This is a genomic window from Polyangium sorediatum (assembly GCF_029946465.1).
In the GTDB taxonomy this organism is placed as follows: Bacteria; Myxococcota_A; Polyangia; order Polyangiales; family Polyangiaceae; genus Polyangium; species Polyangium fumosum.
Genome location: NZ_JARZHI010000134.1, coordinates 1 through 12,196 on the forward strand (window position 1 = coordinate 1; position 12,196 = coordinate 12,196).

Annotated in this window: 9 protein-coding genes and 2 pseudogenes; 3 read left to right on the plus strand and 8 right to left on the minus strand. The window is 72.3% G+C overall.

From position 1 onward, the window contains the following. The 3 genes and pseudogenes from QHF89_RS48905 to QHF89_RS48915 form a co-directional block, all read right to left on the minus strand. A pseudogene (locus QHF89_RS48905) lies at positions 1-549 on the minus strand (hypothetical protein); the annotation flags it as partial. After that, a complete protein-coding gene (locus QHF89_RS48910; RefSeq protein ID WP_284721973.1) occupies positions 546-1,700 on the minus strand; it encodes a VWA domain-containing protein in 1,155 nt (384 codons plus the stop codon). The pseudogene QHF89_RS48905 and the gene QHF89_RS48910, both read right to left, overlap by 4 nt. Further along, positions 1,697-3,751, minus strand: coding sequence for a glycosyltransferase family 39 protein (locus QHF89_RS48915; protein WP_136968236.1), 2,055 nt, complete (start codon positions 3,749-3,751; stop codon positions 1,697-1,699). Before QHF89_RS48915 ends, QHF89_RS48910 begins: the two co-directional genes overlap by 4 nt. A 150-nt stretch (positions 3,752-3,901) precedes the next feature. On the opposite strand from QHF89_RS48915, the gene QHF89_RS48920 reads away from it, so the two are divergent. Further along, positions 3,902-4,903: a metallophosphoesterase gene (locus QHF89_RS48920; protein WP_284721974.1), complete on the plus strand. Its 1,002-nt coding sequence runs from the start codon at positions 3,902-3,904 to the stop codon at positions 4,901-4,903. An 829-nt stretch (positions 4,904-5,732) separates the two neighbouring features. Here QHF89_RS48920 and QHF89_RS48925 read toward each other — a convergent pair. The 5 genes from QHF89_RS48925 to QHF89_RS48945 form a co-directional block, all read right to left on the minus strand. Further along, on the minus strand, positions 5,733-6,203 hold the full coding sequence (locus QHF89_RS48925) for a peroxiredoxin family protein (protein WP_136968237.1): 471 nt from the start codon (positions 6,201-6,203) through the stop codon (positions 5,733-5,735). A gap of 70 nt (positions 6,204-6,273) precedes the next feature. Then, positions 6,274-6,552, minus strand: coding sequence for a hypothetical protein (locus QHF89_RS48930; RefSeq protein ID WP_136968238.1), 279 nt, complete (start codon positions 6,550-6,552; stop codon positions 6,274-6,276). Then, a complete protein-coding gene (locus QHF89_RS48935) occupies positions 6,549-7,037 on the minus strand; it encodes a hypothetical protein (RefSeq protein WP_136968239.1) in 489 nt (162 codons plus the stop codon). The genes QHF89_RS48930 and QHF89_RS48935 overlap by 4 nt, the downstream gene beginning before the upstream one ends. A gap of 65 nt (positions 7,038-7,102) precedes the next feature. Further along, entirely contained in the window at positions 7,103-9,601 is a 2,499-nt protein-coding gene (locus QHF89_RS48940) for a DUF5682 family protein (RefSeq protein ID WP_136968240.1), read from the minus strand. After that, positions 9,598-10,731, minus strand: a complete 1,134-nt coding sequence (locus QHF89_RS48945; protein ID WP_136968241.1) for an ATP-binding protein — start codon at positions 10,729-10,731, stop codon at positions 9,598-9,600. Before QHF89_RS48945 ends, QHF89_RS48940 begins: the two co-directional genes overlap by 4 nt. A gap of 273 nt (positions 10,732-11,004) precedes the next feature. On the opposite strand from QHF89_RS48945, the gene QHF89_RS48950 reads away from it, so the two are divergent. Next, the gene (locus tag QHF89_RS48950) at positions 11,005-11,883 is read left to right on the plus strand and encodes a hypothetical protein (protein WP_136968242.1); all 879 of its coding nucleotides are present in this window, start codon (positions 11,005-11,007) and stop codon (positions 11,881-11,883) included. Positions 11,884-11,994: 111 nt separating this feature from the next. Next, positions 11,995-12,196 (plus strand): annotated as a pseudogene (locus QHF89_RS48955) (hypothetical protein); the annotation flags it as partial.

Genomic DNA, 12,196 nt, shown 5'->3' on the forward strand with positions numbered 1-12,196 from the left:
CGCGTCCGCCTCGGCCGCGCCCGCGTCCGGGCCCTCGAGCGCGGGCAAGAGCGCCGCGAGCCGATCGAGGGCCCGCGCGAGCCTGCCGAGCCCCGCATCCCGGGGCCCGCGCGCGCGTGGGCGCATCGCCGTCGCGCGCGCGGCGAGCTCACGCACCCGATCCGCCGAGACACGCGCCGCGCGCCGCAAGCCGAGCGTCACGACCTCCGCCAGGAGCACGTCCACCTCGGCCAGGATCGGCGCGAACCGCGCCGCGTCCTCGGCGGGGAGCGGCTCTGCCTTCGTGGGCTCGGGGAACGGGGCGGCCGGGGGCACCGTGGGGGCCGCGCGCCGGCCGAGATCCCGCGTCCGTTCGTCGCCGCGCGCGACCAGCCGATGCAGGCACGCGGGCGCGTCCCCCATCGGGCAATCACACCGGGCGCGCCCCTCCCGCCACGTGACCGTCGCGCCGCCGATGCGCACGGCGCAGTCGCCCATCGGCGTGGCCACGAGCTCGGTCCGCGCCGCCGCGCGACGCATCCCGGCCGGCGCTTCCCGGCGGCTCGTCACGTCTCGCCCCCTCGCACGTGACGCCCGACCCAGGCCGCGAGCTCCCGCGGCGTCATGGCGCCGATCGGCATGCCGAGCGCCGCGAGCGCCCCGGTCACGCGCCGGTCGAAGCCGCCCGCGCCCTTGTCGCCGAGGGCCACGAGCCCGAGCACCGTCACCCCGGCGTCGAGCAGATCCTTCACCCGCGTCACGAGCGCGCCGAGCGCGCCTCCCTCGCGGAAGTCCGAGATCAACACGACGAGCGTGCGCCGCGGCTCCGCGACCAGCGTCGCCGCGTAGCCCACGGCCCGCGAGAGGAGCGTCCCGCCGCCGAGCTGGAGCGAGAAGAGCACCTCCACCGGATCCCCGGCGATCTCCGTCATGTCCACCACGTGCGTGTCGAACGCGATGAGGCGCAGATCGATCGACGGGACCGACGCGAAGATCGCCGCGAGGATCGCCGCTTGCACCACGCTGTCCACCATCGAGCCGCTCTGATCGAGCAGGACGACGAGCCTCATGCGCGACTGCCGCGCGAGCCGCCGCCGGAAGACGAGCCGCTCGACGCCGAGCACGCCGCGCGCGCGGTCGTAGTGCCGGAGGTTCTCGCGCACCGTGCGCCGCGCGTCGAGGTTCGCGAGGACGCGCAGGTTCGTCCGGCGCCGCGGCCCGGACGAGCCGGTGAGCGCAGGGGCGAGCTCCTTCGCGAGCGCGCGCGAGAGATCCCGCACGGCCTCCTCGATGAGGCGCCGCGCCGCGGGGAGCGAGGCCTCCGGGATCTGCCCGCGCAGCCGCACGAGGAGCGCGAGGATCGCGGGCGAGGGCGTCACCGAGGCGAGCGCCGCGGGATCTTCGAGCAGCGCCGCGAGCCCGTGCCGCGCCGCCGCGTCTTCTTCCATCACCACACGCGCCTCGGGCGGGAAGAGCTCCTCCACGCTCGCGAGCCACGTCGAAGGCCGGAGCACGCTCGGCCCGAGGCCGGCGCCGCGCGCGCCCTGCGAGGGGCCGCGCCGGAACGCGCGGTCGTAGAGGAACGAAAGATCCTCGTCGATCCGCAGCAGCACCTCGTCGCCTTCGAGGGGGCTGCCGAGCGAGCTGTCCGCGAAGCGCCCGAAGAGCAGGCGCAGCCGCCGCGCCGCCTCGCGCTTCTTTTCGTCCGCGCCCTGCGTCATCGCGCGCCTCCCCCGCACGAAACGAGCCGCGCCGACGGCGCCTCGCTCAGCACCTCGCACCGCGCGAGCACGTCGTGCACCTGCGCGAGGACGAACGCGTCCCGCTCGATCACGAGCGTCGGTCCTTCGGCGATCGCCCGGAGCAGGTGGTCCCGCGCTGCTTCCTTCGTGGCCTCGTCCATCCGATGCACCTGCACGAGCGGCAGGATCCGGCGGCCTGCTGGCTCCAGGAGGAACTCGCCCGAGACCTCGGTCCGTGGCCACGCAACGGGCGCGTTCGCCGCGCGCTGGAGGTAGTACACGAGCAGGGTCGCGTCGTAATGCGCGACCGTGACGATACGTCGCTCCGACCGGCTCGCGGCGATCGCGGCGAAGCGAGGCATGAACGCGTCCGCGTCGGGCACGTAGGGGCGGTGCGCGCGAGGGGCGCCCATGGAAAACAGCAACGACAACGAGGCGCCGCCGAAGAGCGACCAGGCCCATGTCGGGATGTACCGGTGCGGCGCGACCGCGAGCGCGAACGCGAGCGCCGGGGCCACGGCGACGAAGTAATAGGTCTGCACGCGCGCCACCTTCGCGGCGAGCGTGATGCCGATCGCGGTCACGAGCGCCGCGCCCACGGCCACCATGGGCCCCACGTTTCGCCGCGTCCGGAGCTCGAACATCACGGCGGTTCCCACGAGGAACGGCACCCCGGGACCCACGCACGACACCGTTTCGCCGAGCAGACCGAGGAGCATCGGGATCGGCGCGTGGCTGCCCCACGCGAGGTCCGGGAATCGCTCGGCGACCTCACGCGCGCCGTGATCGCGCACGACGGTCACGCCGAGCAGGACGAGCGCCGGCGCGCCGAGCGCGGCCCCCACGCCGATCGGCAGGGCCACGCTCCGCAGCGGCTTGCGTGCTGCGACGAGCCCGAGGAGCACGCCCGCGATCACCAGCGGCGCGAGGTAATACGTCCACGCGAGGAGCGCCGTCGACGCCGCGAGCCCGATCCGCGCCGCCCGCGAAGGCTTCTCCGCGAGCCGCGCCGCGAGCGCGCACGTCACCACGACGAGCAGCCCGAACAGCGGGATCTCGCTCACCTCCCGCGCGTGCACGACGAAACCCGGGCTCACGGCCACGAGGAGCGCCGCGATCGCCCCGAGCGGCCCTGCGCGCCCGCGCACGAGCCGCGCGCCCCACACGATCGCCGGCGCGACGAGCGCCCCCGCGATCACCGCCGGCGCGCGCAGGACCGCCTCGGAGTCCCCGAACTTGCCCGCGACGTGCAGCACGACGAACCAGAGCGGCGGGTGCCGATCCTCGAGCCCCTTGCCCGTCAGGATCTCGCCGAGCGGCAGCGATCCCGTGAAGAGACGTTGCACGTCCTGGTCGTGCACGAACGGCATGTCGAGGTGCAGCGCCCGCAGCACGAGCCCGAGAGCCAAGAGCGAAGCCGCGACGAGCGCGTCGCCACGCGGGAGCGATCCGAGCAGCCCCATCGCGAGCGCGAGCAGCGCCGGCACCACGATCCTGCGGAACCCCACGAGCCGCCCGAGCACGCGCCCCAGGAGCGGCAGCTCCGGCTCCGCCGCGAGCGGGATCGACGTGGGCGGGCCGAGCCCCGTGTCGTTCCGGTCGATCGCGTCGCGCAGCGCCTGCGTCACGGCTTCCTGGTCCTCGGTCGGCGCCGTGGATCGCGGCGTCTCGTACGCCACGCCGAAGCTCTTCGTCTCGCGCACGCCGGGCCATTGCCCCCGCTCCACGACGTGCAGCTCGATCCGCCCTGCAGGTCCTTCCGGCCCGGCCTCGCGCCGCGCCGTGAAGATCACGTCCTGCTCCTCGCCTCGCCGCGGCGGAGACAGGTGATACCCCCGCGCGACGACCACGCCCGGCGCGAGCGGGAGGAGCAGATCCTCCCACGTCGTCTTCTTCGGCGTTTCGGCGCCGGGCCGAAGCAAAAACGAGGCCGCGACGAGCAACATCCCGACGAGGAACACGCGGAGCCACGGCTTCTCCGCGAACGCCCTCGCCCTCTCGGGGGCACCGCGCCATTCCCGCTCCGCCATCCGCAGCTTCGGGACGCTAAACGACGGTCCCCCGTGGGTAAAGTGGACACCACGAAAGGCCTGGAGGCCTCGGGATCCTCGCGCGAGCGAGCGGCGAATCCCGGGCAAAAGCAATAGCTTGTGTGCTCGCGCGCCTTATACTGATCCCTCGTGTCGAGCACCCCTCCCTCTGAAGGCTTGCTCCTCGAGCGGTACCGCGGCCACCTGCCCGGGGATGAGACCGTCGTCCCGCCTGCGGCCGTCGACCGCGCCAAGACGCGCATCCAGGTCCGGCGCTTCGCGGGCCCCGCGCACTACACCGAACACCTCTCCCACCTGCGCATCGCGCACCTGACCGACCTCCACGTCGGCCGCGTGACCCCGTGGGCCGTGCAGCTCGCAGCCGTCGAGCTGACCAACGCGGAGAAGCCCGACCTCGTCCTGCTCACGGGCGATTTCGTGTGCCACAGCCAGCAGTACCTCGACCGCCTGGAGGCCCTCGTGCGGCGCTTCGAGGCGCCCGTGATGGCGGTGCTCGGCAACCACGACTACTGGTCCGGCGCGGACGAGGTGCGAGGGGCCCTGCGGCGCGGCGGCGTCGAGGTCCTCGACAACCGCCACACCCTCATCGGCTTGCGCCACCAGATGCTCCAGGTCGTCGGCCTGGACGACGCGTACACCGGCCATGCGCGCAGGGACGAGGCCTTGAAGGGCCTGCGCCGGGATCTGCCGACGATCGCCATGTCCCACATCGCCGAAGAGGCCGACGGGCTCTGGGCCTTGGGCGACGTCCCGCTCGTCCTGTCCGGCCACACCCACGCGGGCCAGGTCACGCTTGCCCGCTTGCACGAGCTCTCGATCGGCAAGCTCGCGGGGCACCGCTACGTGCACGGCCTCTACGGCAGCCGCAGGAGCGGCGGCGCGCACCGCGGCGCGGTGTACGTCGGCGCGGGCATCGGCGCGTCCGTCATGCCGATTCGCCTCGGCGATCGAGGTCAACGCGAGGTCGCGATCTTCGAGCTCGGCTACGAGCCTGGCGCGATCGAAGAGCACCACGACGATCAGCCCCCGCTGCCCGGCCGTGCGCCTACGCCCGAGATCATGGCCAAGCGCGCCGCCGCGGTTGTCGCCAAGCGCGAGAAGCGCGAGCGCAAGAAGACCGGAACGGTCTAGCCCGCGCGCACGCCCCCTCGGAGCCACGCGCCCGTGGCCCGATCGCAAAACACCTCCAGGGTCTTGCCGCCGGCCGCGTGGAAGAACCGCAAACAGCGCCGTTCATCCTCCCCCGGATCCGGCTCGTGCCTGGTTTCAGGCGAGGGGCGAACAGCCTCCACGGCGTCTGGGGCCGTGACTCGCTGCGACGGCCCACGAGGAGATCCATGCTCCAGCCGAACATGTGCCCTCGGCTGTCGACGGCGCGTGTTCGGCGGCGTGATGGATGCCTCCGCTTGGCGAGGGCCTGAGGTCCGTGGTGCGCCCCCCCTGACGTTGGCCTGGACCCTCGTCGGTCGTCCCCCGCGACAAGGCCCGGAGGCGTCTGACGGTGCGTGTTCGGCCGCTCGACAAGGCCCCTCGGGCGCCGCCGGACCGTGCCTTCACGCTCGACCTTCCACCGGGACCACGCCTCGCTCCGTGTCCGGCGGCGAGACGCTCGCCCTGTCGCGCCGACGCACCTTGTTCGGCTTCGTGCCCGGAGGTCTCGCGCGGCGACGTGACGCGTCACGGCGCCGAACACACGAGGACGAGCTCCGACACCGCCTGTCGAGCTGTGTTCCAAGCCAATGGCACATACGTGGCCGCTTGAACCTGCAGCCCTGCCGCCTTGGTGGGCGTCGTCATCGCCTGTCTTGCTTGCGGCCGTTCGATGAACTGCGCATCGCGCAGTTCATCGTCCCCGGGTCCAGCGCCTCGCTGGTCCGGGTCCAGGGGTGGACAACCCCTGGTGGGGCCTGGGGCGACGCCCCAGCTCCGCGCCTCCCGAAGGAGACCCATGGCTTTGGGGCTAGACGCGATGCGCTTCGAACTTCGCGTGGACGAAGCGCAGCACGTCGTCCCGGTGCTTCTGCGCGCTGAGTTCGTGGTGGAAGACGGCCTCGATGACCATCGTCGGGCTCACGACGAACGTGTATCGCTGCGCCACCCCCACGACCGGCCAGAGCACGTCGTAGGCGCGGGCGATCTGCTTGTCGGCGTCTCCGATGAGCGGGAAGGGCACGTGGAGGTCGCCGGCGAACTTGCACTGCGTGTCGATGTCGTCCGTGCTCACGCCGACGAGGTTTGCGCCGGCCAGCAAGAGCTCGTTGTAGTTGTCCCGGAAGGCTGCGGTCTCACCTGTGCATACGGGCGTGAAGGCCTTCGGGAAGAAGTACACGACGGTGCACAGCCCCTCTTGTTTGGAGAGGACGAACCGGTTGCCGGCGCTCGTCTGTGCGTCGATCTCCGGCGCGTGATCTCCGACCTTGAGCGCGCTCATCGTAGAGAGGGGTAGCAAAGCGATCGGAGCGCGTCGAGCGGGGCTCGGGGCTTGGCGGGCGCGGGGCTCGTCACTCGCCGATCTCCTTTTCGAGCTTGTCGACTTCGGCCTCGACGTTCGTGGAGGCGATGTCCTTCTCGGCTTCCTCCTCGAAATCTTCCGGTGTCGGAAGATCGTCCTCTGCGGCTGCTTTTTCCTCGACGGGCGGCGCGATTCCTACGGGCGGCCTCGGTAGCTCTGCGGCTGGCTTGGGCGGCGTCGGGGGGGCGGCGGGGGCTTCTTCCTTCTTCTGTTCACAGCCTGCGGCGAGGACGAGCGCCACGAGGCACGCGAGCATGGTGTTCTTCACGGCGCACCTCCCGGAGCCTTCTCCTTCAGCCGGTCCATCACGCGCTGGTGACGCGCGTTTTCTTTCTCGACGAGCTTGTCGATCCGCGCGACGAGCGCCTCCTTGCCGTCGGCGTCTGCGACCTTCCGCGCCTGCGCGAGCCGCGCCGCTCGCCGGGCGTGCACCTTCAGCTCGGCGCGCGCGTCCGGCTGCTTCAGCACGTCGCCCCACTTCTCGCGTAGCTCCTTGCGCTTCGCCTCGCGCTTCGTCTGGCGCTTCGCTTTGCGTTCCTCGCGGGGTTCCTTCTTGTCCTCGCCGATCTCTTTCTTGTCCTCGCGGAGCTCCTTCGCGTCTGCGCCTGCTTTGGGGGCCTCGCGCAGCTCCTTCTTGCCCTCGCGCACTGGACGAATCGCGCGGATCTGCTCGCGCGTGGGCCCGTCGGCGACCACGTCCGCCGATGCGACCGCTCCGGCGGCGAGCAGCGCTGCGGCCAGCAGCGTTGCCAAGCTTCTCTTCGTTCCGCTCACGTCGTCACCTCGCCCCGCATCGTATCCGCGCGCGAGGCGCCACGTCAGCGATTCGGCTCCGGGGCCGGGCTTGCCCACGCCGCCTCGGCTTCGAGCCAGCGAAGCTCCCACGCCGAGAGCCGCGCCACCTCCTCGGGTGGCAAGGGCGAGACGATCCGCGCCTCTGCGGCGCCGAGGCCGAGCAGCTTCGCGGCGCGGGAAGAGATCTCTTCGAGTTCCCGAGGGCCGAGCCGCGTGAGGGCGCGGCGCAGGGACGGGAGTGACGCGAGGAAGCCCTCGAAGCTGCCCGAGGACACGTGCGCGATGAGCGCTTCGAGCAGCGATGGCTCGTCGAGCAACGCGCGCGGCGAGAGCGCGAGCAGGCCTTCGAGGTACGCGCCCTTGGCCTCGGGCCGTCCTCGCGCTGCCTCGAAATGCGCGCCGAGCTCCGTGCCGTGCCCCGCGCCGAGGCTCACGAGCAGCCCGTCGAGCGCCCCCAGCACGAGCGGCGACGTCGCCCGCGCGATCTCCCGCGCCGCGCGCGCCTTTGCCAGCACGAGCTCGCGCGCGGGGCCCATCCCGTCGTCCGCGAGCGTCGCGCCCCCGAGATCCATGAGCAGCGCTGGCACCTCCGAGGCCCGCGCCCCCGACGTCTGCGCGAGCCGCCCGAGCCCGCGCGCCCCCGCCTCGTACGCGGCACGCCCGAGCGCGTCGAGCCACGCCGCCTTGGGGAGGCCGAGCCGCGCGCGTTGCGCCCGCACGCGCCGGAGCCTCCGCGCCGCTTCGAGGAGCGAGCGTGGATCCTCGTCTGCGTGGATCGCCGCCTTCAGCGCCGGCGCGAGCCGCTGGCAGATCCCTTCGAGGCCCATCCGCACGCCTCGACCCACGCACGCCGCGATCGCCCCCGCGCGGCCTTCGCCTTCCCGCGCCGCGCGCGCGAGCTGCCGCGCGGCCGCCTCCTCCACGCTCGCCCCCTCCGCCGCGAGCTCCAGGAGCCGCGCGTCCACCTCCGGCGCGTAGGCCACGGTCCAGCGCTCCGTCGTCGCCTCGAGCGTGGTAAACGCTTGGGGCTTTGGGTCGCCTTCGGCGCCCTTCGCCCCAAACCCCTCCACGTCGCCTCCGCCGACCTGCGTCGCGAACCCGAGCCCGAGCCACGCCGCGCGATGCAAGAACCACGAGCACCGCCGCGCCTTCTTCGACGTCGCGAGCGAGAGCTCGATCCCGCGCGGCGGCCCTGCCGAGGGCAAGAGCCCGAGCGCCTCGGCCGTCTCCCGGAAGTCCCGCGTGAGCGGGCTCGGACCTGCTTTTGGCCCGAGCTTGCCCATCCGGCTGCCGCGCAGCGCCTCGCCGAGCGCCGCGATCACCCGCCGCCCCGAGACCCGCAGCTCGCCTTTCACGAAGCAGCTCGTCGCGGCCTCGATCACCTCGGCCCGCCCGATCTTCGGCCGTCCCCGCAGCGACGCGAGCTCCCGCGCGAACGCGAGCGCCGCGATCGCGTCGGCCGGGCCGAGCGCGTCGCCCTCGGTCCGCGCCCGCCGGATCGTCTCGAGCAGCACGCGCTCTGCCGCCTGCGCGAAGGGATCTGCCTCCGCCCGCGCCTCCCACACGTGCTGGTAGAACGCGGGCCCGCTCATCCCGGGCGCGTAGCCGAGCAGCGCGTCGAGCCGCGGGAACGTGTACGGCACGAGCCGCACCTCCGCGTCCACGTCGTCCTTCGGCGCCGGCCGCAGCGCGGCCAGCGTCTCGCGCGCGCTGCCGAGCGCGACCACGTGCAGCGCCCCCGCCACCACGAGCACGCGCTTGCCTCGTTGCGCCGCCGCCTCCGCGATCTTCGCCGCCATGAACCGCTCGCGAAACAACGTCCCGTCCGCTTCGAGCTCCTCCTGCCCGAACGTCCGCCGCGTCGCGAGCGCGTAGGCGCCCACCGCGAGCGCCCAGCCCTCGGGGCTCGCGTCCCAGCCTCCCTGCTCGAAGAGCGCCTCCCACAACTCGTCGAAGTCGCGCGCGCCTGCCCGCACGCAGAGCGCGGCCGTGAACCGGCTGCGCCCGAACCACGCGCCCGCGTCTTGCCCGAGCCGCTCGCCGAGCGCTCGCTCCGCCGAGGGGAGATCGTCCTCGCCCGCGTCCGTTTCCTCCTCGGGCAGCGGCGAGAGCCGATCGATGAAGCGCACCTCGGCGCCGCGCGCCTTCGCGTAGCGCAGCGCCACGAGCTCGGGCGAGTAGTCGCAGAACGGGTAATACGCCCGGGATCGCGGCGCCTCGGCGGCGCGGATCTCGTCGCGCCGCGCGACGAAGCGCGGGCTCTTGCCTTCGGTCATCGCGCAGAGCGCGAAGGGCGCGCGGCTCTCCGGATCGAGCAGCGCTTCGAGGTGCTCCTCGAACGGCGCGGGCAGCTCGACGAGGATCACGTCGGGCGCGAAGCGCGGCAGGAACGCTTCGAGCTTCGCCGCGCACGTCGGGCTCTGGTGGCGCACGGGAAAAAAGGCGAGCGAGGTCGACAACCCGAGCCGCTTGGCGACCTCGGCGCGCGTCTCCTTCGGCGCCCCGAGGTCTCCGAGGGTCATCGCTCGCGGCCGATCTTGCGCCACGCTTCGAGGAGCGCGCCCCAGGGGCCGCCGTGCCGCGCCGCCCGATCCCGCACGACCGTCTCGACGTACCGTTCGAGCTTCGCCGTGTCCTCGGCCGCGTCCAGGGTCGCCGCGCCGGCGAGGTGCGAGGCCACCTCCTCGGCGCCGAGCCTGCCCGTCCCGTAGTAGTGCGCGTGCAGGGCGGCGGCGTGCAACGTCGCGATCGCCTCGGCCGTCGACAGCGGCGCCTCGGGCCTGTCGAGGTGCACGCCCTCGCGGCTCCGCCCCGCGCGGAGCTCCTGGAACGTCGTCACCACGAGCTCCACGGCGTCCTGGGGCACGGGCACGCTCGCCCCCGCCGCCGCGAGCTGCGTTTGCACCTCGCGCTCGACGAGCGCCATCTCCACGCGTGGATCGCGGATCGGCCGCACCGACTCGAAGTTGAACCTGCGCCGGAGCGCCGCGCTCATCTCGTTCACGCCGCGGTCGCGCGCGTTCGCCGTCGCGATCAGGTTGAAGCCTGCGCGCGCGAAGAGGATCCCGTCCTCACCTTCGAGCTCGGGCACGCGGAGCACCTTGTCGGACAGGATGCCCACGAGGCTGTCCTGCACCTCCACGGGGCAACGCGTCAGCTCCTCGAAGCGCGCGATCCGGCCCTCGCGCATCGCGGCGAAGAGCGGCGAGGGCACGAGCGCCTCCCGCACCGGGCCCTTCGCCAGGAGCAGCGCGTAGTTCCAGGTGTACTTGATCTGATCCTCGGTCGTGGCGGCGCTGCCTTGGACCGTGAGCAGGCTCGTCCCGGTCGCGGCCGCGGCGAGCAGCTCCGAGAGCATCGACTTCGCCGTGCCCGGCTCGCCGACGAGCAGGAGCGCGCGCGGCGAGGCGAGGGTCACGATCGCGCGCTCGACGAGCGCGTCGTCCCCGAAGAATTTTTGGGTGACGGCGATCTCGCCGGCGCCGCCGGGCCGCGGGAGCTTCGCCTCGCCCGAGCCCAGGATGAACGTCCGGATCATCCGCGGCGAGAGCCGGAAGCCGCGCGGCTTCGGGTGTGTGTCGGCGGCGGCGAGGGCGTCGAGCTCCTCGCGAAAGAGCACCTCTGCGGCGGGACGGAGGACGGATTCGGCCACGCGGTTCGCTTCTCGCCGCCCGGCGGGGTGCGGCTCTGGAAGGGCTACCTGGGTGATTTCTCCGCGTCAATCCGGCCCGTCCGCGCGTGGGGGCCGCGACGCGGTGAAACCCGGCGCCCTCGTGGGCCGCGCCGCCTCCGCGCCGGATCCCGGCTGGAAGTTCGCCGGAGGCTCGCGTTGCCGAGCACGATTCGCTAGCATCATCGGTGACGTGTCCCGACGAACTACCCGGGAGAGCCTGCGGGCGCCGGGCGGGGCAGGGAGAAGCCTTCGATGAACCGAATGTCTTGGCTCTTGGTCGTTCCGCTCGCTCTCGCGTCTGCCCTCTCCGTGCCGATGGGGTGCGTGGAGTTCGACACTTACTTCTTCGATAGTTCGCCTGACGGTGGGTCGGGCGGGAAGGACGGCGGGACGGACGGCACGGGCGGCACGGGCGGGATGTCCGAGTGCATGATCGATTCCGAATGCATGGCTGGCGAATGCCGGAGCGGCGGCACGTGCAACGCCGGGACATGCGAATGGGCGACCGTGAACATGCCGGGCACGCCCGTCGGCACGCAGGTCTATGGCGATTGCAAGCAGCGGGAGTGCTCCGCGGATGGCGCCATCACGGAGGTTGGTATCTCTGGTGACGAGTACGACTGGGGGAACCCCTGCTATTTGGATGGTTGCAATGCGTGGAATGCTCCGAAGCCTGCCGGCCCGGTGCAGTGCACGACGACGTGGAACAAGCTCGCCACTTGCATCGGTCTCCTCTGCATCGATTGCATGGAAGATAGCCAGTGCCCCGGAGCGCAGTGCGTGGAGGAGATTGGCAAATGCGTCCCGCTGCATTGTTCGAACAATAGTCAGGATGGGGTCGTGCCCAACGTCGAGACAGACGTGGATTGCGGTGGCCCTTGCGCGCCCTGCGCCGCCGGGCTGAAATGCGCCCTGCGCTCCGATTGTGAAGGCGATGGGCAGTGCATCGGAAATCCGAAGATCTGCCAGGCGCCCACCTGCTCGGATAATATCAAGAACGGCGATGAGACCGGCCTAGATTGCGGCGGGAGCTGCCCGAACAAGTGCGGACCAGGAATGGATGGCGGGTGCCACCTGCCCAGCGATTGCGCGGCGGGCTTGTCGTGCAAAAAGGGCAAATGCGAGCCATGATGATGTCGCCTTGCGTAGAGGCCCCGGCGCCCGCGAGGTCGGGGCATGGGGCCTCTCGCTGCCGAGTGAAGGAATCGAACACGCCGCGTCTGGCGTGAAGGAGCTTCGAGCATGCGAATCGGACGAGCTTGGATTTGGCCCCTCGTGATCGCGGGGCTCTCTTCTTTGGGGGTGGCTTGCGGGACCGACCCGAACCCGGGGAACCCGACGGGCACGGGCGGCACGGGCGGCACGGGCGGCACGGGCGGCACCGGCGGCGAGGGCGGTGTGGGCGGCGGCGGCACGGGCGGCACGGGCGGCACGGGCGGCGGCG